The sequence below is a fragment of the Actinospica acidithermotolerans genome (assembly GCF_018139625.1).
Classification (GTDB): domain Bacteria; phylum Actinomycetota; class Actinomycetes; order Streptomycetales; family Catenulisporaceae; genus Actinospica; species Actinospica acidithermotolerans.
In genome coordinates, this window is record NZ_JAGSOH010000054.1 from 25,935 (window position 1) to 46,563 (window position 20,629).

Here is a 20,629-nt window from a genome sequence, read left to right on the forward strand (position 1 = left end):
GCTCACCTGGACCGTGCCTATCGGCCCAGGAACGCATGCTCGACGTCCGCTGCGGACAGCACCCCGAAGATGGCCCCGTCGGGCTCGGTGACCAGGTACTCGGGCGCCGGGGTGGCGCGCAGGGCCTGCAGCAGCGACTCGCCGTCCAGGGTCGTGCTGAGCGTCATCCCGGGCCGCAGGGCGCGGGAGAGCGTGCCGACCTGCACCCAGGGGTGCCGTTCGAGCGGGGTGGCGGCGACGGAGGCCTCGTGCACGATCGCGGTCGGGTTGCCGTCGTGGTCCACGATGAGCAGGCTGCGGGCGCCGACGCCGGCCGCGCGGCGCAGCGCCTCGGACAGCGGGACGTCCGCGGTCACCGGGATGGCCCGCCGGGTGAGGGTGCGGGCGTGCAGGGTCGGGATCCGCTCGCGCAGCCTGGCGACGGTGAGCGACTGGCTGGCGCCGATCCAGATGAACGAGGCGATGAACGCGGCCCAGACCAGCGTGTAGAGGCCGGAGCCGCTGGTCGCGTCGCGGGTCGTGAGCATCGCGTAGATCAGCACGCCGATCGCCAGCAGCCGGCCCGCCCACGCGGCGGCCGCGGTGCCGGCCAGCGGCTTGCGGGTCACCGCCCAGACGGCCGAGCGCAGCACCCGTCCGCCGTCCAGCGGCAGTCCGGGGAGCATGTTGAACACGCCGACCACGACGTTGGACACCCACAGCGCGGTGACCAGGTACTGGCAGGCGGCGAAGGCCACCGACGAGGTCGGATGGTCCATCAGCTTCCAGACGCCGAAGAAGATCCCGCCGAGCGCGAAGGAGAGCGCGGGGCCGGCCACCGCGACGGCGAACTCGCGGCTCGGGGTGTCCGGCTCCTTCTCGATCTCCGAGACGCCGCCGAGGAAGTAGATCACGATGCGCCGGACCGGCAGGCCGAAGCCCTTGGCGACGACGGAGTGGGCCAGCTCGTGCAGCAGGACGGAGAGGTAGAGCAGCACCGCGAAGCCGAAGGCGATGGCGTAGCGCCAGTTGCCGAAGTCGGCGTCGCTGATCTCCTGGCCGAAGTAGTACGTGATGAACGCGGCGATCAGGAACCAGGTCGGTGAGACGACGATCGGGATGCCGAACGGCGCGCCCATCCGGATGCCGCCGCCCGAGCCCGCTGAGCGGTTCGGGTCCGGCCGCCCGCCGTTGTTCTGGTTGTCATCGCTCACACAGGCGATGCTACGGGTTACTCAGCTCCCACGTGTCACCTGCCCCGGGACGGTGTCGGATCGGTGTCGCCGGGTTCTGTCGGACGGGAGCGTTAAGGTGGGCGCTCATGGGTGAGATGGAGGCCGTCGAGCGGCCGGATCTGGAGTTCGCGGACGGCGCGCTCTTCGACGCCGGGCCCGGCGTGGTCAAGCTGCCCGCCGCGCTCTCGCCCTCGCGCGCCGGGGATTTCCAGCAGTGCCCGCTGCTGTTCCGGCTGCGCGTGGTGGACAGGGTGCCGGAGCCGCCGAACGCCGCGGCGACCAAGGGCACGCTGGTGCACGCCGTGCTCGAGCGGCTCTTCGACCTGCCCGCGCCCCAGCGCACGCCGGGCGAGGCGGTGGAGATGCTGCGCCCGCAGTGGGAGCGGCTGCTGGCCGAGCGGCCCGAGCTCGGCGGGCTGTTCGCGGGCGAGCAGGAGCGCGCGGCCTGGCTCGCCGAGGCGGAGAAGCTGCTCGGCACCTACTTCACCCTCGAGGACCCGACCCGGCTCGAGCCGGCCAAGCGGGAACTGTTCGTCCGCGCCCCGATGGGCGAGGGGGACGACCGGCTGCTGCTGCGCGGTTTCGTGGACCGGCTGGACATCGCCCCGAACGGCATGCTGCGCGTGGTCGACTACAAGACCGGCAAGGCCCCGCCGCCCGGGTACGAGGAGAAGACCCTCTTCCAGATGAAGTTCTACGCCCTGGTGCTCTGGAAGGTGCGCGGCGTGGTGCCCAAGCGGCTGCAACTGCTTTTCCTGGGCAACGGCGAGGTGCTGACCTACGACCCGAGCGAGGCCGATCTGCTCGCCGCGGAGCGCAAGATCGCCGCGATCTGGTCGGCGATCCGCGCGGCGGCCGGGGCGAAGAAGTGGGATCCGAAGCCGTCGAAGCTGTGCGGCTGGTGCAGCTTCCGCGAGTTGTGCCCGGCGCAGGGCGGCGAGGTGCCGCCGGTGCCCGAGGTGCGGATCGTGCCGACGACGGCCTGAGGCCGGGCACCGCGCTCTCCCCCGCGCCTCGCACGCGGCGGTGCCCAGGCGCGTCTTGCCCTGTCTCAGTGCGCGATGAGCAGGATGCCGAGGACGACGCCCGCCGAGGCGGCGATGCGCATCCGGCCGAAGCCCTCGTGCAGAACCAGCGCGCCGATGGCCGCGCCGATCAGGATGCTGGTTTCGCGCAGCGTGGCGACGGCGGCGAGATTTCCCTTGGTCTGCGCCCAGAGCACGAGTGTGTACGCGGTCAGCGAGATGACGCCGCCGCCGAGTCCGCGCGCGGTGTCGACGCGCAGCGAAGGTACGAACGCGCGGCGGCGGATCGCGGCGGTGACGCAGAGCACGATGACCGACTGCAGCAGGAAGATCCAGCAGGAGTAGCCGAGCACCGTGCCCGCCCTGCGCACGGCGACTCCGTCCACGACCGTGTAGCTCGCGATCGCGAGGCCGGTGCCGACCGCGGCGAGCACCGCCGGCAGGTCCTTGCGCGTCGGCAGGCCGTTGGACAGCGCCAGGGCGAGCAGCCCGGCCGAGACGACGCCGATGCCGACCGCCTCGAAACCCGACATCGGCTGCCCGACGACGAACGTGGCCACGAGCGCGACGACCAGCGGCGAGGTGCCGCGCGCGATCGGGTACATGCGGCCGAACTCGCCGAGCTTGTAGGCGAGCACCAGGCCGAACGAGTACAGCGCCTCGAGCAGCGTGGACGCCGCGATGTACGGCCAGACGGCCCGGTTCGGCGCCGGCAGGAACGGCAGGGCGGCCGCGCAGGTGAGGCCGGCGGCCGTCGCGATGAGCGTGATGGCGGCGAGCCGGTCCTTGGCGGTGTGCGCGAGGGCGTTCCAGAGCGCGTGCAGCAGCGCTGAGCCCAGAACCACGGCCACAACCATCGGCGTCATGCCCCAGAACCTAGCAACGCGCCTGACGGTGCGTCCACAACTTGTATGTACAAGTCGTGGACGCGGGGTGCCGCGGACCGGCGGGCGCCGCGGATCAGAGCGCGCTCAGGTGCGCCAGCGTCACGCCGTCGAGCGAGGGCGCCTGCGTGATCCGCGGCAGGTCGGGCACCTCGACGGTCGGGTGCGGCACGGCCAGCACCCGGCAGCCCGCCGCCGAGCCGGCCGTGATGCCGATCCGCGAGTCCTCGATGACCACGCACTCGGCCGGATCCACGCCGAGCAGCCGGGCCGCGAGCAGGTAGGGCTCCGGGTGCGGCTTGCTGCGGGCCACGTCGTCGCCCGAGACCGTGTGCCGGAAGAAGTCGGCGCCGATCGCGCCGATGCACGCGTCGACGATCTGCCGGGACGAGGCCGAGACCAGGGCGGTGGGCATGCCCGCGGCCTGCAGCTCGGCCAGCAGCTCCTTGGCCCCGGGCAGCAGCTCGAAGCCCTGGGCGAGCTGCTCGACCATCGCGGCCTCGATCCTCTCGTTGAGCTCCTCCCAGGTCAGCGGGATGCCGCTGACCTCGACCAGGTACTTGCAGGAGACCTCGTTGGGCTGGCCGAGGACGTTGCCCCAGTGCTCGGGGCCGAGCTCGAAGCCGAACTCGGCCAGCAGCCTGACCTCGGTGTCGAACCAGACGGGTTCGGAGTCGATCAAGGTACCGTCCATGTCGAACAGTACGGCGGTCGGCTCAGGCATTGAAGTACTTCGCTTCCGGGTGGTGGATGACGATCGCGTCGGTGGACTGCTCGGGGTGCAGCTGGTACTCCTCGGACAGCTCGACGCCGATCCGGTGGGGTTCGAGAAGCTCGACGATCTTGGTGCGGTCCTCGAGGTTCGGGCAGGCTCCGTACCCGAGCGAGAAGCGCGCGCCGCGGTACTCCAGCTTGAGCATGCCGTCGATCGTGGCCGGGTCCTGCGCGCCGAAGCCGAGCTCGGCGCGCACCCGGGCGTGCCAGTACTCCGCCAGCGCCTCGGTCAGCTGGACCGAGAGGCCGTGCAGCTCCATGTACTCGCGGTACGCGTTGGCCTCGAACAGCTTCGCGGTCTCGCCCGCGATCCGCGAGCCGACCGTGACCAGCTGGAAGGCGACCACGTCCGGGCCGTCCGGGCTCTCGGCGGGCCGGAAGAAGTCGGCCAGGCACAGGTGCCGGTCGCGACGCTGGCGCGGGAAGGTGAAGCGGGTGCGCTCGCCGCCGTTCTCGTCCAGCACGATCAGGTCGTCGCCCTTGGAGACGGCGGGGAAGAAGCCGTAGACGACCGCCGCCTCGAGCAGGTTCTCGGTGTGCAGCCGGTCCAGCCACATCCGCAGCCGCGGCCGGCCCTCGGTCTCGACCAGTTCGTCGTACGAGGGCCCCTCGCCGCCGCGGGCGGCCCGCAGGCCCCACTGGCCGAGGAAGGTGGCCCGCTCGTCGAGCCAGGACGCGTAGTCGCCCAGCTGGATGCCCTTGACCACCCGGCTGCCCCAGAACGGCGGGCTCGGGATCGGGTTGTCGAGCGCGACGTCCGAGCGCTCGGGCATCTCGTCCGGCTCGGTGACCTCGAGGCGGGTGGCGTTGGCGTGCACCCGCCGCTCCCGCCGCTCGGGCAGCGCCGCGCCCGGCACGCCGGTCTTGATCGCGGCGACGGCGTCCATCAGCCGCAGGCCCTCGAAGGCGTCGCGCGCGTAGCGGACCTCGCCCTCGTACACCTCAGCGAGGTCCTGCTCCACGTAGGCCCTGGTCAGCGCCGCGCCGCCGAGCAGGACCGGCCACCGCGCGGCCACGCCGCGGGTGTTCATCTCCTCGAGGTTCTCCTTCATCACGACCGTGGACTTCACCAGCAGCCCCGACATGCCGATGGCGTCGGCCCTGTGCTCCTCGGCCGCCTCCAGGATCGCCGCGATCGGCTGCTTGATCCCGATGTTGACGACGTTGAAGCCGTTGTTCGTCAGGATGATGTCGACCAGGTTCTTGCCGATGTCGTGCACGTCGCCCTTGACCGTGGCCAGCACGATCGTGGCCTTGCCCGAGGAGTCGGTCTTCTCCATGTGCGGCTCGAGGTAGGCGACGGCGGCCTTCATCACCTCGGCGGACTGGAGCACGAAAGGCAGCTGCATCTGGCCGGAGCCGAACAGCTCGCCGACCGTCTTCATGCCCTCGAGCAGCACCTCGTTGACGATCTCCAGCGCCGGGCGCTCGCGCAGCGCCTCGTCCAGGTCCGCCTCCAGGCCCTGGCGCTCGCCGTCCACGATGCGCGCCTGCAGCCGCTCCTCCAGCGGCATCGCGGCGAGCTCCTGCGCCCGGGTCTCCTTGGAGGAGGCGGCCGAGACGCCCTGGAACAGGTCGAGCAGCCGGGAGAGCGGGTCGTAGTCCTCGGTGCGCCGGTCGTAGACGAGATCGAGCGCCACCTGGCGCTGCTCCTCGGGGATCCGGTTGATCGGCAGGATCTTCGAGGCGTGCACGATCGCGGAGTCGAGGCCGGCCTCGCTGCACTCGTGCATGAAGACGGAGTTGAGCACCTGCCGGGCCGCCGGGTTGAGGCCGAAGGAGATGTTCGACAGGCCGAGCGTGGTCTGCACGTCGGGGTGACGGCGCTTGAGCTCGCGGATGCCCTCGATGGTCTCCAGCCCGTCGCGCCGGGACTCCTCCAGGCCGGAGCCGATGGTGAAGGTCAGGCAGTCGACCAGGATCGCCGACTCGGGCACGCCCCAGTTGCCGGTGATGTCCGCGATCAGCCGCTCGGCGATCTCCACCTTCTTCTCGGCGGTGCGCGCCTGGCCCTGCTCGTCGATGGTCAGCGCGACCACGCCGGCGCCGTGCTCGGCCGCGAGCCGCATGATCTTGGCGAAGCGGGAGTCCGGCCCGTCGCCGTCCTCGTAGTTCACCGAGTTGAGCACGGCCCGGCCGCCGAGGCACTCGAGCCCGGCCTGCAGCACCGCGGGCTCGGTGGAGTCGAGCACGATCGGCAGCGTCGAGGCGGTGGCGAAGCGGCCCGCGAGCTCCTTCATGTCGGCCACGCCGTCCCGGCCGACGTAGTCCACGCACAGGTCGAGCAGGTGCGCGCCGTCCCGGATCTGGCCGCGCGCGATCTCCACGCACTTGTCCCAGTCCTCGGCGATCATCGCCTCGCGGAAGGCCTTGGAGCCGTTCGCGTTCGTGCGCTCGCCGATCGCCAGGTAGGAGGAGTCCTGCCGGAACGGCACCGCCTGGTAGAGCGAGGCCGCGGCGGCCTCCGGCTGCGGGTTCCGGGCCGGGGGCACCGCGCCGTGCACGCGCTCGACGAGCTGGCGCAGGTGCTCGGGCGTGGTGCCGCAGCAGCCGCCGATGAGGCTGACGCCGTAGTCGGCGATGAACCGCTCCTGCCAGGAGGTGAACTGCTCCGGCGTCAGCGGGTAGTAGGAGCCGTCCTTGGTGAGGATCGGCAGGCCGGCGTTCGGCATGCAGGACAGGCCGATCTGCGCGTACTTGGCCAGGTGCCGCAGGTACTCGGGGTACTCCTCGGGGCCGGTCGCGCAGTTCAGGCCGATGACGTCGATGCCGAGCGGCTCGAGCGCGGTCAGCGCCGCGCCGATCTCGGTGCCGAGCAGCATCACGCCGGTGGTCTCGACCGTGACTGAGACGATCACCGGCAGGTCCGTGCCGGCGACGGCCATCGCGCGCTTGGCGCCGATCACGGCCGCCTTGGCCTGCAGCAGGTCCTGGCTGGTCTCGATCAGCACGGCGTCCACGCCGCCGGAGATCATGCCCTCGACCTGGGTCTGGTAGCCGTCGCGCACCGCGCCGAAGCCGATGTGCCGCAGCGAGGGCAGCTTCGTGCCGCCGCCGGCCGAGCCGAGCACCCAGCGCGGGCGCTCCGGCGTGGCGAAGGAGTCGGCGGACTCGCGGGCGATGCGCACCGCGGATTCGGCGAGCTCGAAGATGCGGTCCTCGAGCCCGTACTCGCCGAGCGCGGTCCGGTTGGTGCCGAAGGTGTTCGTCTCCACGCAGTCCACCCCGGCCGCGAAGTACGCGTCGTGGATGGACCGGATCACGTCGGGCCGTGAGACGTTGAGGATCTCGTTGCAGCCCTCGTGTCCCTGGAAGTCGTCGAGGGTCAGATCGACGCCCTGGAGCATGGAGCCCATGGCTCCGTCGGCGATCACGACACGCTCGGAGAGAGCTCGGCGGAGCGATGCGGCGCGGCTGCTGCTCATCACTGACCCTTCGGCTAGGCAAGGAGGCACGGAGAGGCGGGGGAAACCCGCTTACGCTCTAAGCGTACCGATCGGCCGCGACACGCCGGTCTTGTGTCCACAGGGCGTAGGCTGGGCATGCGCTTAGAGGCGCGGGCCGGACGGGTGCCGCCCGCGTACGACCGACGACGACGAGGAGGCACGGTTGATCGAGCTCGAGGAACTGCCCGAGCTGGTCGACCCGGTGATGATCGCGGCCTTCGAGGGCTGGAACGACGCCGCTGACGCGGCCTCGAACGCCGTGCGTCATCTGGCCGAGGTACTCGACGCCGACCTGTTCGGCGCGATGGACGCCGAGGACTACTACGACTTCCAGGTCAACCGGCCGACCCTCGCGCTGGCCGAGGACGGCGAGCGCGAGCTGGTGTGGCCGACCACCCGGTTCTCGGTGGCCCGCGTTCCGGTCGCGGCGCACCAGGGATCGGGCGAGGACGAGGAGCGGGACGGGGACGGCGAGCCGAGGGTGCGCGACGTGGTCCTGGTGCACGGCATCGAGCCCAACATGCGCTGGCAGTCCTTCTCCGAGGAGCTGTTCGACCTGGCCAGGGACCTCGGCGTGAGCACCGTCGTGGTGCTCGGCGCGCTGCTCGCGGACGTGCCGCACACCCGGCCGGTGCCGGTCAGCGGCTCCTCCGGCGATCCGGACCTGGCCTCGGCGCACGGCCTGGAGTCCCCGACGTACCAGGGCCCGACCGGGATCAACGGCGTGCTGCAGGAACTGGCCAGGCAGGAGGAGATCCCGCTGATCTCCTTCTGGGCCGCGGTGCCGCACTACGTGGCCCAGGCGCCCTGCCCGAAGGCCACCCTGGCCCTGATCCGGCGGCTGGAGGACGTGCTCGACCTGGCGATCCCGACCGGCGACCTGCCGCAGGAGGCGCAGGACTGGGAGTCCGGCGTGGACGAGCTGGCCGGCGAGGACTCGGAGGTGGCGGAGTACGTGCGCAGCCTCGAGGAGGCCAAGGACACCGCGGATCTGCCGGAGGCCAGCGGCGAGGCCATCGCCCTGGAGTTCGAGCGCTACCTGCGCCGGCACGAGCGCAGGCGGCGCGGCGGCGAGGACGGACCCGCCGCCCTCTGACCCGCGGTTTCGCGCACTTCAGTCCGCTTTTCCGAGCCGGCTCGACCGGCACGGGAGGGCGGACTTTCCGCTTCTCTTGACGCAACCGATCGGCTGCCATAGTGTGGCAACTGTCAGGTTGCCATAGTGGAGGAGGAAGTCATGGGATTCCCCGACCGCATCGAGCGGACCATCGATCTCGAGCACCCGCCGGCCAAGGTCTGGGCGGCGCTCACCACCGCCGAGGGGCTCAGCGGCTGGTTCGGCCAGCAGGCGGCCATCGACCTGCGCCCGGGCGGCGAGGCGCGGATGTCCTTCGGCGAGGACTTCACCGCCCGGATGCGGGTGGAGCGGGTCGAGGCGCAGACCGTCTTCGGCTACACCTGGCACGTCTACGGGCTGCCGGACGAGGACCCGCGCCGCACCTACGTCGAGTTCACGCTCGAACCGACCGCGACCGGAACCCGGCTCACCGTGGTCGAGTCGGGCTTCGCGCAGCTGCCCGACGACGAGCACGCCAAGGCGTTCCAGGGCAACAGGCAGGGCTGGGCGAGCGAGCTCGGCGAGCTGGTCGAGTACCTCGATGCCGCAGTTGCCGCGGTCTGACGCCGAATCGATAGCCGAGCAGGTCTTCGTCGCGCTGGGCGACCCGAGCCGGCGCGCGGTGCTCGCCGCGCTGGCCGCGGACGGGCCGTCCACCGTGACGGAGCTCGCCGCCCGGCTGCCGATCACCCGCCAGGCGATCGCCAAGCACCTGACGCTGCTCGCCGAGGCCGGCCTGGTGACCGCGGAGCCCGGCGAGCGGCGGCGGGTGCGCTACCGGCTGCACTCGGCCCCGATGCAGGTGGCGCAGCAGTTCCTGGCCGCGCTGGCGCGCGACTGGGACGGCCCGCTCGGCGCGCTCAAGCGCCACCTGGACGGCTCCGCCGACTGATGCGCGGCGCTGGGGACGAGGATGGAATGGACACCTAGGAAGGAGCACGGAGATGACCGCTCACCAGACGGGAACGCGCGAGGAATGGCTCACCGCGCGGCTTGAGCTGCTCGACGCGGAGAAGGAGCTGACCCGGCGCGCCGACGAGCTCGCCAGGCGCCGGCAGGAGCTGCCCTGGGTCAGGGTGGACAAGGACTACCGCTTCGAGACCGCCGAGGGCCCCGCGTCGCTCGCCGACCTGTTCGGCGGCCGCTCGCAGCTCATGATCTATCACTTCATGTTCGGCCCCGACTACACGGCCGGGTGCCCGTCCTGCTCGTCGATCGCCGACGGCTTCAACGGCTTCGAGGTCCACCTCGCGAACCACGACGTCGCGCTCTGGGCCGTGTCCCGGGCGCCGTACCCCCAGCTCGCCGAATACCGGGCGCGGATGGGCTGGACCTTCCCGTGGGCCTCGTCGAACGGCAGCGACTTCAACTTCGACTTCGGCGTCGCGGTCACGAAGGAGGAGTGGGAATCCGGCCTGGCCCGGTACAACTTCGCCGACCAGGACCTGCGCCCCGGCACGGAGGAGGAGCAGCGCTCGCTCGACGGCTTCGCGCAGTCCATCGTCGACACCGACTGGCAGACCTACCGGCGCGAGGGCCCCGGCATGAGCTCGTTCGCCCTCCAGGACGGGACCGTCTACCACACGTACTCGGCGTACTCCCGCGGCCTCGACGGCCTGTGGGGCATGTACCAGTGGCTCGACCGCGCCCCGCTCGGCCGCAACGAGGACGGCATGTGGTGGCGCCGCCACGACGAATACGCGAAGTAGCCGGTCTGTAGCCGCTCATACGTGGGGCTCATACGTGGAGGGATCGGACTCGCCCACGGGGGTGGCGAGTCCGATCCCTCCACGGCGTCAGAACAGGGTCGGCGTCAGAACAGGGTCAGAGCGCGACGCCGAGCAGGGCGTCGAGGGCGCGGGACGCCAGGCCCGGCGCTCCGGGGTCGGCGACCGCGTCCGCGGCGGGGCCGGCGAGCACCGCGTCGGCCCACCTGTCCATGGCCGCCAGGGCGCCGGGGGCGTCGAGGTCGTCGGCCAGGCGCTCGCGCAGCTCGGCGAGCAGCGGGTCGGCGGACGGGGCGTCCGGGCGGCTGACGGCCTCGCGCCAGCGGGCGAGCCGCGCCTCGGCGCGCTCCAGGTCCTCGGCGTGCCACTCCCAGTCGGCGCGGTAGTGGTGGGCGAGCAGCGCCAGCCGGATCGCCATCGGGTCGTGGCCCTCGGCGCGCAGCTTGGAGACGAAGACGAGGTTGCCGCGCGACTTCGACATCTTCTCGCCGTCGAGACCGACCATGCCCGCGTGCACGTACGTGTACGCGAAGGGGCGCTCGCCGGTGACGACCTGCGCCTCGGCGGCGCCCATCTCGTGGTGCGGGAAGGACAGGTCGCTGCCGCCGCCCTGCACGTCGATGCCGGCGCCGAGGTACTCCAGCGCGATCGCGGCGCACTCGATGTGCCAGCCGGGGCGCCCCCTGCCCAGCGGCGTCTCCCAGGACGGCTCGCCGGGGCGCTCGGCCTGCCAGAGCAGGCAGTCCAGCGGGTGCCGCTTGCCCGGCCGGTCCGGGTCGCCGCCGCGCTCGCCGAAGATCTTCTCCCGCAGCGCCGGGTCCAGGTTGGAGACCGAGCCGAAGTCCGGCTCCGCGTGCACGTCGAAGTAGACATCCTCATCGACGCGGTACGCGGCGCCCTGCTCGATCAGCCGCTGCACCAGCGCGACCACCAGGTCGATCGACTCGACCGCGCCGATGTAGCGGTACGGCGGCAGGATCCGCAGCGCCGTCATGTCCTCGCGGAACAGCGCGGTCTCGCGCATCGCGAGCACCTGCCAGTCGTCCTGGTCCCGCTCGGCCCGCTCCAGCAGCGGGTCGTCGACGTCTGTGACGTTCTGCACGTACCGCACGTCGTACCCGGCGTCCAGCCAGGCCCGCTGCACGAGGTCGAAGGCCAGATAGGTCGCGGCGTGGCCGAGGTGGGTCGCGTCGTACGGCGTGATCCCGCAGACGTAGATCCGGGCCGGGCCGTCCGCGGCGGGACGCGCCGGGGTGGCGACCAGGCCGCCGGTCGAGGTGTCGAAAACCCGCGGCGACGCTCCGAGTCCGGGCAGCTTCGGCAGGTGGGTAGTAGGCCACGCATCCATGTCGTATAACTTACCGTCCCTGTCTGATTCAGTGAATCTCGAGGTCGCGCCGGTCACCCGGCACGGGTCCCCGTCTCATCCCGGGTACAGCCGGGTGCGGGGTAAGCGTTTCACGGCCACCTACCACCCATCGCGTGGGCTTCCGGTCGGCTCCGCGCCCGTTTTTCGTCTCCGGGCCACTCCCGGCGACGTGGTGCACGAGGTTCCGCAGGTTGATCGCGGCATTGAAGTCCCGGTCCAGGACCAGACCGCATGCGGAGCAGGTGAAGGTGCGCTCGGCGAGGGAGAGCTTGGGTTTCACTGCCCCACAGCCGCTGCATGTCTTGCTCGACGGGAACCAACGGTCGGCCACGACCAGGCGCCCGCCGTTCCACTCGGTCTTGTAGGCCAGTTGACGCCTGATCTCGCCGAACCCGCCATCCAAGATCTGCCGGGCCAACCGACGCCTGCGGACCATCCCGACGACGTTGAGGTCCTCGACCACCAATGTGCCGTGCTCGCGTGCCAGCCGTGTAGTCAGCTTGTGGATGCCATCCTGTCGTTGTGCCGCCACCTTGCGGTGAGCCTTGCTGTGCGTCGCGTTCGCCTTGAGCCATCTGTTCGACGGCTTCTGACCGGTGCGCCGGTCCGGTCCCTGACGGCGCGAGACCATCCGGGACGTGCGGACCAACTTGCGGTAAGCAACATCAAAGCGGTGTGGATTGGCAACCACCGTGCCGTCCGAAAGGCCTTCCAGCGCGCTTGCCGTCCCGCGACTCCGCGAAGTTCTTCAACGCTCGCGCCAACTGGTCGAGACCGGAACTGAACGCCTCCTTCGAGCACTCTGGCCACCACGGCGCTACCTCGCCCTTGACCTGGTTCCATGCTTTGCGCAACGCGTACAACGACCAGCCGAAGGCGGGCGTCAGGGCGGAGGCATCGATTCCGTAGGAGCGTTCTGCCTCACGCTGACCGAGATTAGCCTTGACCGCGGCAAGACCCCAGTTGAACGCGACCCGTGATGCGCCGGCATGCCGTGCCAGATCACGCGCCTGACGCGGCGTCGGATCCAGGGCGAATCGGTAAGCCCGCGTAACCACAGAATCCTCCCGATGCCAATCGCCGATGTCGAACTCAACGCCACGGTATGCAGCGCGCAAGCGCCACCGAAAGGCACAGCCACTCGAACAGGTGAACGACAAACCTTGCGAACCCTGGCGCGATGCCGACGCGGTCGCGACCCCCTGCGCTGATCGGCGCCAATTGCGTCACGGCAGTGACGTGGCGCTCATACCGGGGGCCAGGGCACCGGGCGCATCCGGCCGTCCGGCCCCGGGAGTATGCCCGCGGCCAGCAGCGCGTCGATGCGCTCGCGGAAGGCGTCCAGCTCCTCGGGGCTCAGCAGTTCGGTCAGGCGCCCGGCCAGCTGCTCGTCGTCGCGCAGCTTCTCGAGTTCGGCGCGCTCGACGGGCTCGAGTTCGCGGTCGGCGAAGCCCCAGAGGAGGGTACGCAGCTTGTCCTCGGTGTGGAAGGTCAGGCCGTGGTCGATGCCGAGCACGGTGCCGTCGGTGAGCGGCAGCAGGTGGCCGCCCTTGCGGTCGGCGTTGTTGACCACTGCGTCGAAGAGTGCGATGCGGCGCAGCGCCGGGCCGTCCCGATGCGCGAGCACGGCGTCCGAGCCGTCGGACAGCTGCACGGCCAGGATCGGGCACCAGCCCTCGGCGTCGGGGGAACGCAGATCCTTGAGAACGGTGACGGCGCCGGACAGGTCCGACTCCTCGATCCACTGCTGGACCATGCCGCGGCCGAACGGCCCCTCGCGCTCGACGGTGACCGGCACGATGTGCCAGCCGGCCGCCTCGCTCACCGCGTAGGCGGCGAGCTCGCGCGCGGCGAGGGTGCCGTCCGGGAAGTCGTGCAGCGGCCGCTCTCCGGCGACCGGCTTGTAGACGCAGGCCAGGCCGGAACCGTCCAGCTCGACGCGGCAGTAGAGCGTCGCGTTGGAGGCCTCGGTGAGCCTGCCCTCGACCGTGAGCTCACCCTCCAGCAGCAGCCGCCCGACCTCGTCCATCGTGCCCGCTCCCCCGTCCATTCCGGCGCTCATACCGTCCGGCGGCGGTAGCCGTTCTGCCGCGGGCAGACGTGGCCCTCCTGGTCCAGCGGCAGGCCGCACAGCGGGCAGGGCGGGCGGCCCGCGGCGACGACGGCGCTGGCGCGGGCGGCGAAGGCGCGGGCCTGGCCGCCGGTGATGTAGACGCGCAGCGCGTCCGGCGCCTCGGCGAACAGGTCGTCGGACAGCGGCTCGGCGGCGTCCTCGGCGTCGGTCACCGCGCCGGCCTCGATCACGATCCGGGAGTGCGCCTCGTCCCAGGCCAGGGCCAGCGAGCCGACCCGGAACTCCTCCATGATCGGCTGCTCCAGCGGCGCCGTGTCGGAGAGCCCGGCCGGCACCGTCTCGGGGATGCCGGAGACCGCGCCGGTGCGCCGCACGATCTCGTCGAGCAGTTCGCCGAGGCGCGTGGCCAGCAGCGAGACCTGCTCCTTCTCCATGGCCACGGAGGTGACCCGGGATCCGGAGCGCGCCTGCAGGTAGAAGGTCCGGTTGCCCGGCTCGCCGACGGTGCCGGCGACGAACCGCTCCGGCGGGTCGTAGACGTGTAGCTGCCTAGGCACAGGTACCGGGCCTCCCAAGGGTGCTCGCGACGAGGCCGGCGGACGGCTTCGTAGGCTTACCGTACAACGGATCTCCGCGTAGATCTTCGGTTACGACCCAGCTCCGCCGCCCACCGGCGCGTCCCCCGCCTCGCCGGGGCCGGCCGCGGGCTCCACCGAACGAATCAGGGCGCTGACGTCGCCGCCGAGGTCGTTGAGCCGCAGCACGCTGGGCCGGGTCCCGTGGTACCGGATCACGGTGAGCGAGCAGGGGTCGACGTTGATGCGCTGGAAGAGGTCGAGGTGCATGCCGAGCGCGTCCGCCGCGACGGCCTTGATCACGTCGCCGTGCGAGACGACCGCGTACGTGGCCTGCTCGCCCAGCTTGGCGTTCCAGGCGCGCACCGCGGAGACCGCGCGGGCGGAGAGGGCGGCCAGCGACTCGCCGTCCGGGAACGCGGCCGCCGCCGGGTGCGCCTGCACGGTGCGCCACAGCGGCTCCTCGGCCAGCGACTTCAGCGGGCGCCCGGACCAGGTGCCGTAGTCGCACTCGGTGAACCGCTCGTCGACCTCGAACAGCGTGCCCTCGCGCCCGGCGGCCAGCCGCTCGGCCGTCTGCCTGGTGCGCTCGAGGGGGCTGGAGACGACGGCGTCGAGGTGCACCGGCATCAGCCGGGCGGCAAGCTCCAGGGCCTGCGCCTCGCCGCGTTCGTCGAGGTTCACCCCGGGGGTGCGGCCGGCCAGCACTCCGGCGGTGTTGGCCGTGCTGCGGCCGTGTCGGACGAGCAGAACTGTGGTCATCGGATCAAGCCTACGCCGACAGCCCGCGCAACCGCGCCGCCGTGCCGAGCGCGGCGAGCCGCTCCTGCTGGGTCGCGCCGAAGGCGGTGAGCGAGAGGGTGGTCACCCCCGCGTCCTCGAAGGCGGCCATCCGCTCGGCGATCCGCTCGGGCGGGCCGAGCAGCGAGGTCGCGTCGATGAACTCGAGCGGGACCGCGGCGGCCGCGTTGCGGTGCTCGCGGGCCAGGTAGAGCTCCTGGACCTTCGCGGCCTCCTTCTCGTAGCCCATGCGGCAGGCGAGCTGGTTGTAGAAGTTCTGCTCGCGGCTGCCCATGCCGCCGATGTAGAGCGCGGCGTACCAGCGGACCTGGTCGGCGGCGCGCTCGACGTCCTCGTCCACGACGATCGGGACGGTGGGCACGACGTCGAACCCTTCCATCGTCTTGCCCGCCTTCCGCCGGCCGGCCGCGATCGAGGCGAGCTGGTCGGCGGCGTGCTCCGGGCTGAAGAACACGGCGAGCCAGCCGTCGGCGATCTCGCCGGCCAGCTCGAGGTTCTTCGGGCCGACGGCGGCGAGGTAGATCGGGATGTGCGGGCGCACCGGATGCACCGTCAGCTGGATCCGCTTTCCCGGTCCGTCCGGCAGCGGCAGGACGAAGTGCTTGCCCTGATATTCGAGCTTCTTCCGGGTGAACGCGAGGTTGACGATGTCCACGTACTCGCGGGTGCGGCCGAGCGGCGCGGCGAAGCGAACGCCGTGCCAGCCCTCGGATACCTGCGGGCCGGACACGCCGAGCCCGAGCCGGAACCGGCCGTGGGACAGGGAGTCGAGGGTGGCGGCCGTCATCGCGGTCATCGCGGGCGTGCGCGCCGGGATCTGGAAGACGGCGGAGCCGATGTCGATGCGCTCGGTCTGCGCCGCGACGTAGGCCAGCACCGTGGCCGCGTCCGATCCGTAGGCCTCGGCGGCCCAGGCGACGGCGTAGCCGAGCCGGTCGGCCTCCCGGGCGAGCTCCAGGTTCTCGCCATCGTTGCCCGCGCCCCAGTATCCGAGGTTCACACCCAGCTTCATCGACAGGGATCCTTCGCGTCAGCGGTCCGTGCGCCCTGCACGTTCGACCACCACTGTAGGCCGAACGGGTGTGCGCTGAACGACGCCGGCGCCGGACGAGTGACAGCCCCTTCACCTGTCGGCACGGCCCGGTAGATTGCGTCCCATGGAGCAACGGCATCTGGGGCGCACCGGGCTGCGCGTGTCCCGGCTCGGCCTGGGCACGATGGCCTGGGGCCGGGACACGGACGAGGGCGACGCGGCCGACCTGCTCAAGGCGTACCTCGACGCGGGCGGCAACCTGGTGGACACCGCGGACGTGTACGGCGAGGGCGAGGCCGAGGCGCTGCTCGGGCGGCTGATCGAGGGCATCAGGGACGAGCTCGTGATCGCCACGAAGGCGGTCTCGGTGCCGCACAGCGACCGGCGCTTCGACGCCTCGCGGCGGCACCTGCTGGCGGCGCTGGACGCGTCGCTGGAGCGGCTGGGCACGGACTACGTGGACGTGTGGCAGCTGCACGCGTACGACGACCGGACGCCGATGGAGGAGACTCTCGCGGCGCTGGACACGGCGGTGCATTCGGGCAAGGCCCGGTACGTCGGCGTGGCGAACTACTCGGGCTGGCAGCTGGCCGCCGCCGCGTCCTGGCAGAAGTCGGTGCCGGGCCGCGCGACGATCGCCTCGGTGCAGATGGAGTACTCGCTGCTGCAGCGCGGTGTGGAGCGCGAGGTCGCCCCGGCGGCCGAGGCCCTCGGCGTCGGGCTGCTGCCCTGGTCGCCGCTCGGCCGCGGCGTGCTGACCGGGAAGTACCGGATGGGCACGCCCTCGGACTCGCGCGCGGCCTCGGACCGCTTCGCGGGCTTCGTGGAGCCGTACCTGCACGACGAATCGCGGCGGATCGTGGACGCGGTGGCGACCGCGTCGGACGGACTGGGCGTCGCGCCGCTGGAGGTCGCGCTGGCCTGGGTGCGCGACCGGCCGGGCGTCGTGGCGCCGATCGTGGGCGCGCGCACCACGGCGCAGTTGCGCGGCGCGCTGGCCGCGGAGGAATTGACGTTGCCCCGGGAGATCAGGTCGGCGCTCGACGACGTGTCGGCGCCCGCGATGGGCTACCCGGATCACGGCTGGAACAGGGGTTAAGAAGGCATGGAGCGGGACGAGGGCGCAGCCGAGCCGGGCGAGGGCGCGGAGTCGGAGGCCGCAGCGCGGGCGCGGGCGGCGAAGATCGCGGCCCAGCGCGCGGCGGCCGACGCGGCGATCGCGGCCGTGGCCGGCGGCAGGCAGGCGCTGACCGCGATGACCTCGGCCTCGGCCGCGGCGGCGAAGTCGGCCAGGCTGCTGGAGACCAAGCGGGTCGCGGAACGTGAGGCGCTCAAGGCCGAGGAGGCCGCGGCGCAGGCGGGCGAAGCGGTTGAGGAGACCGCCGCGACGCAGGGCGAGGCGGCCGGCCTCGAGCCGGGTGACGCGGAAGCGGGTGACGCCGAGGCAAATGAGGCTGAGGCGGCTGAGGTCAGAGCGGCTGACGTCGAGGCGGGTAATGGCGAGCCGGGTGACGCCGAAGGCCATGGCGTCAAAGCGGGTGACGCCGAAGCAAGCGACGTCGAAACGGGTGACGTCGAAACGCGTGATGCCGAAGCCGCGGACGACGCGGTGAGCGGGAGCCGGCCGGAGAGCGCGGCGAAGGCGATGGCCGCGGGCGAGCCGGTGACCCCGAGCGTGCCTGAAACCACGCACGAACCAAAGCCCGGGCATGCGGCTGAGCCGGCGTACGCGGCCCCCGCCGAGATTCCCGTCCCCGCTCCGCCGGGGCCGGTCGCGCGCGTGCCCAGGCGGCGGCAGAAGCCCGCGTACAGCGCTCCGGTCGACTCGGCTCCCCCGGTCTTCGACGAGGCCGTGGCGGGCTGGCTGAGCGCCGAGGGCGCGCCGCCGGACTTCGCGCAGCAGTTGCGCGCGGAGTTCGGCGAGGGCGAGGAGGCGACCGCCCGGCTCGTCGAGGATCCGTGGCTGGTGCTCGAGATCGCGGGCGTGCAGCCGGCCGCGGCGGACAAGCTGGCGCAGCGGCTTCTCGGGATCGACGCGCGGGACAAGCTGACGGCGGATCCGCGGCGCAGCCGGGCCCTCGTCAGTGCCCTGCTTCGCCGCGCGGCCCGGCTCGGGCACACGGCGATGACCGCGGATGCCGTCGCGCGCGACCTCGCCGGGCTCGGCGTGCCGGATCCGGCGGGCGCGATCGCCGACGCGGTCGAGGCCGGGGCCGCCCTCGTGTTCGCGGATCGGCTCGCGGTCGCTGCCGCCGCCGAGGAGTCGCAGGACGGCGACGCCGAGTTCGAGGCCCTGGACAGCGCGGACGACGACGATCCGGCGAGCATGCTGACCAGCCCGTACACCGTGCTGGCACTCGACCAGTGGGCGTTCCTCGAGCAGTCCGCGGCCGAGGCGGTCCAGCGGCTGCTGGCCACGGCGACGCCGATCGAGCAGGACCCCGCGTTCGACGTCGCGGAAGCGGTGGGCTCCGACGCGGCCGAGGCCGAGCGGGTCGGCCGGGTGGTCGAGGCGGCGTCCGGCAACGGCCTGACGCTGGTCACCGGTGCCACGGCCGCGCTGCCTGGCCGGCTGGCCGCGGCGTTCCCCGGCGCGGTGCTGGCCAGCCCGAGCCCGGCCGGGCTGCGCACGCTGGCCGCGGCCGGTTTCGACGCCGTCGACCTCAGGATGCTGAGCGACGAGGAGGAGCGGTATGCCGAGGCCGAGGTCGTCGTGATCGCGGACGCGCAACTCGTGCCGCTCGAGCTCGGCGTGGACCTGCTCGAGCAGCTGCCCGACGGCGCGCACCTCGTGCTCTGCGGCGACCCCGCCGCGCTGCCGGCCGCCGGCCCGGGCCGGCTCTTCCGCGACCTGCTGGAGATCGACGACCCGGAGTTCGGCGGAGCCGTCCCGCGGGTCGAGCTCAAGCGCCGGCCGAGCGGCCCGCTGACCGCGCTCGTCGACGCGGTGCGCTACGGCGGGCTGCCGCCGATGGAGATCCTCGGCGACGGCCGGTCGAACGAGGTGAAGATCATCCCGGTGCGCGATCCGGCGGAGACCCGGCTGCGCACCGTGCAGCTCGTCGCCGACTCGATCCCGCGCGCGCTGGGCCTTTCCGGCGGCCAGGTCCAGGCCGTCGCGGTGCGCGAGCAGGGCCCGGCGGGCGCCGAGGAGCTGAACGCGGCGGTCAAGGAGCGGCTGAACCCCGGCTCCGGCGCCTGCGGGCCGTTCGACGCCGGGGACCGGGTGGTCGTGCGCGAGGGCGGCCGGCTGGTCGAGTTCGGCCTGCTCGGCGGCGAGACCGGCACGGTCGCCGAGGCGGATGCCGAGGGGCTGACCGTGCGCTTCGACGAACCGTGGGTCGGCCCCGACGAGGAGCGCGGCGCGGACGCATCGGTTCCGGAGGGTTCGGTGCGTCTGGACGCGGCACAGGCGCGGGCACTGCGGCACGCATGGGTACTGACGCTGCGCGAGGCGCAGGGCGGACGCTGGCCCGCGGTCGTCGCCGTGCTCGACGGCGGCTCGGCCTCGGCGCTGACCAGGTCCGCGGTGCTCGGCGCGTTCGCCCCGGCGACGCAGCACCTGTCCGTGGTGCACGGCGCGGGCGGCGCGCTGGCCGAGGCCGTGGAGAAGCGGCCCCACACGCCGTGCCGCACCCGGCTCGCCCAAGCGCTGCGCGGCTGAGGCGGCCCTTTCCGTGTTCGACGACAACGACGACGACATACGCCCCGTCACGTGGCACGACGGCGCGATCCGGATCATCGACCAGACCGCGCTGCCGGGCAGGCTGACGTACCTCGACCTCAACAAGGTCGACGCGCTGATCGCAGCGATCCAACGCCTCGCCGTGCGCGGGGCCCCGGCCCTCGGCGTGGCCGGCGCGTACGGCGTCGCGCTCGCGCTGCAGAACGGCGAGCGCGACCGGATCGCCGATCTGCGTGCCGCCCGGCCGACCGCCGTGAACCTCATGGCGGGCGTCGACCGGGCGTCCGCGCGGATCGACGAGGGCTTCGAGGCCGTGCTCGCGGAAGCGCACGCGATGCTCGACCAGGAGGTGACCGCGAATCGGACCCTCTCCGCCTACGGCGCCGACTGGCTGCTCGGCAGGCTGAACACCCGACGGCCCCTTCGCCTGCTCACCCACTGCAACGCCGGCGCCCTCGCCACCGCCGGCTGGGGCACCGCGCTCGGCGTAGTCCGCGACCTGCACGACCGCGGCCTCGTCGAGGTCGTCTACGTCGACGAGACCCGCCCGCTGCTCCAGGGCACGCGGCTGACCGCGTGGGAGCTCGACCGCCTCGGCATCCCGCACCTCGTCCAGGCCGACGGCGCCGCCGCCGGCACCATCGTCTCAGGGCTCGTAGACGCCGCGATCGTCGGCGCCGACCGCGTCGCCGCCAACGGCGACACCGCGAACAAGATCGGCACCCTGGGCGTGGCCCTGGCCTGCGCGCACGCCGAGGCCCCCTTCCTCGTCGCCGCCCCGACCAGCACCGTCGACCTGGCCACGCCCTCCGGTGCCCAGATCCAGGTGGAGCAGCGCGCCGAGGCGGAGATCCTCGGCCACAGCGCCCCCGCCGCCTCCCGCGCCCACAACCCCGCCTTCGACG

General features: G+C 72.3%; 19 protein-coding genes. 8 read left to right on the plus strand and 11 right to left on the minus strand.

The annotated features are described in order from the left end of the window. Positions 1 to 17: 17 nt before the first annotated feature. A complete protein-coding gene (locus KDK95_RS18710; protein ID WP_212519488.1) occupies positions 18 to 1,193 on the minus strand; it encodes a M50 family metallopeptidase in 1,176 nt (391 codons plus the stop codon). 116 nt (positions 1,194 to 1,309) lie between these two features. Here KDK95_RS18710 and KDK95_RS18715 point away from each other — a divergent pair, with 116 nt between their 5' ends. Further along, positions 1,310 to 2,200 carry a RecB family exonuclease gene (locus tag KDK95_RS18715; RefSeq protein WP_372463353.1) on the plus strand — a complete coding sequence of 297 codons (891 nt, stop codon included), beginning with the start codon at positions 1,310 to 1,312 and terminating at the stop codon, positions 2,198 to 2,200. Positions 2,201 to 2,265: 65 nt separating this feature from the next. Here KDK95_RS18715 and KDK95_RS18720 read toward each other — a convergent pair whose 3' ends face one another. The 3 genes from KDK95_RS18720 to metH form a co-directional block, all read right to left on the minus strand. Further along, a complete protein-coding gene (locus KDK95_RS18720) occupies positions 2,266 to 3,105 on the minus strand; it encodes an EamA family transporter (RefSeq protein WP_212519490.1) in 840 nt (279 codons plus the stop codon). A gap of 94 nt (positions 3,106 to 3,199) precedes the next feature. After that, the gene (locus tag KDK95_RS18725; protein ID WP_212519491.1) at positions 3,200 to 3,847 is read right to left on the minus strand and encodes an HAD family hydrolase; all 648 of its coding nucleotides are present in this window, start codon (positions 3,845 to 3,847) and stop codon (positions 3,200 to 3,202) included. Continuing rightward, positions 3,840 to 7,322, minus strand: a complete 3,483-nt coding sequence (gene metH / locus KDK95_RS18730) for a methionine synthase (protein WP_212519492.1) — start codon at positions 7,320 to 7,322, stop codon at positions 3,840 to 3,842. The genes KDK95_RS18725 and metH overlap by 8 nt, the downstream gene beginning before the upstream one ends. A 184-nt stretch (positions 7,323 to 7,506) precedes the next feature. On the opposite strand from metH, the gene KDK95_RS18735 reads away from it, so the two are divergent. From KDK95_RS18735 to KDK95_RS18750, 4 genes are all read left to right on the plus strand, one after another. After that, entirely contained in the window at positions 7,507 to 8,439 is a 933-nt protein-coding gene (locus tag KDK95_RS18735) for a PAC2 family protein (protein WP_282971457.1), read from the plus strand. Between the two features lie 141 nt (positions 8,440 to 8,580). After that, positions 8,581 to 9,024, plus strand: coding sequence for an SRPBCC family protein (locus KDK95_RS18740; protein ID WP_212519493.1), 444 nt, complete (start codon positions 8,581 to 8,583; stop codon positions 9,022 to 9,024). After that, a complete protein-coding gene (locus tag KDK95_RS18745; protein ID WP_212519494.1) occupies positions 9,002 to 9,352 on the plus strand; it encodes an ArsR/SmtB family transcription factor in 351 nt (116 codons plus the stop codon). Before KDK95_RS18740 ends, KDK95_RS18745 begins: the two co-directional genes overlap by 23 nt. A 52-nt stretch (positions 9,353 to 9,404) precedes the next feature. Further along, positions 9,405 to 10,169 (plus strand): DUF899 domain-containing protein, encoded by a 765-nt coding sequence (locus tag KDK95_RS18750; RefSeq protein WP_212519495.1) that lies wholly within the window; start codon positions 9,405 to 9,407, stop codon positions 10,167 to 10,169. Positions 10,170 to 10,284: 115 nt separating this feature from the next. Here the strand turns inward: KDK95_RS18750 and mshC are convergent, their stop codons facing one another. The 7 genes from mshC to KDK95_RS18785 form a co-directional block, all read right to left on the minus strand. Then, the gene (mshC, locus tag KDK95_RS18755) at positions 10,285 to 11,535 is read right to left on the minus strand and encodes a cysteine--1-D-myo-inosityl 2-amino-2-deoxy-alpha-D-glucopyranoside ligase (protein ID WP_212519496.1); all 1,251 of its coding nucleotides are present in this window, start codon (positions 11,533 to 11,535) and stop codon (positions 10,285 to 10,287) included. 28 nt (positions 11,536 to 11,563) lie between these two features. Then, complete coding sequence (locus KDK95_RS18760; protein WP_212519497.1) at positions 11,564 to 12,247, minus strand: RNA-guided endonuclease TnpB family protein; 684 nt, start codon at positions 12,245 to 12,247, stop codon at positions 11,564 to 11,566. After that, positions 12,222 to 12,674: a helix-turn-helix domain-containing protein gene (locus tag KDK95_RS18765; RefSeq protein ID WP_212519498.1), complete on the minus strand. Its 453-nt coding sequence runs from the start codon at positions 12,672 to 12,674 to the stop codon at positions 12,222 to 12,224. The genes KDK95_RS18760 and KDK95_RS18765 overlap by 26 nt, the downstream gene beginning before the upstream one ends. Positions 12,675 to 12,802: 128 nt before the next feature. Next, positions 12,803 to 13,606 carry an SCO1664 family protein gene (locus tag KDK95_RS18770; RefSeq protein ID WP_249161505.1) on the minus strand — a complete coding sequence of 268 codons (804 nt, stop codon included), beginning with the start codon at positions 13,604 to 13,606 and terminating at the stop codon, positions 12,803 to 12,805. An 8-nt stretch (positions 13,607 to 13,614) separates the two neighbouring features. Next, entirely contained in the window at positions 13,615 to 14,187 is a 573-nt protein-coding gene (locus tag KDK95_RS18775; RefSeq protein WP_212519500.1) for a DUF3090 family protein, read from the minus strand. A 90-nt stretch (positions 14,188 to 14,277) separates the two neighbouring features. Next, positions 14,278 to 14,967 carry an MSMEG_4193 family putative phosphomutase gene (locus KDK95_RS18780; protein WP_212519501.1) on the minus strand — a complete coding sequence of 230 codons (690 nt, stop codon included), beginning with the start codon at positions 14,965 to 14,967 and terminating at the stop codon, positions 14,278 to 14,280. Positions 14,968 to 14,977: 10 nt separating this feature from the next. Beyond that, positions 14,978 to 16,018, minus strand: a complete 1,041-nt coding sequence (locus tag KDK95_RS18785; RefSeq protein ID WP_212519502.1) for an LLM class F420-dependent oxidoreductase — start codon at positions 16,016 to 16,018, stop codon at positions 14,978 to 14,980. A 145-nt stretch (positions 16,019 to 16,163) separates the two neighbouring features. On the opposite strand from KDK95_RS18785, the gene KDK95_RS18790 reads away from it, so the two are divergent. From KDK95_RS18790 to mtnA, 3 genes are all read left to right on the plus strand, one after another. After that, positions 16,164 to 17,138, plus strand: a complete 975-nt coding sequence (locus KDK95_RS18790; RefSeq protein WP_212519503.1) for an aldo/keto reductase — start codon at positions 16,164 to 16,166, stop codon at positions 17,136 to 17,138. A 6-nt stretch (positions 17,139 to 17,144) separates the two neighbouring features. Then, a complete protein-coding gene (locus KDK95_RS18795; RefSeq protein ID WP_212519504.1) occupies positions 17,145 to 19,703 on the plus strand; it encodes an ATP-dependent DNA helicase in 2,559 nt (852 codons plus the stop codon). 13 nt (positions 19,704 to 19,716) lie between these two features. Then, positions 19,717 to 20,629: S-methyl-5-thioribose-1-phosphate isomerase (gene mtnA / locus KDK95_RS18800; RefSeq protein ID WP_212519505.1), on the plus strand; the 913-nt coding region annotated here is incomplete at its 3' end.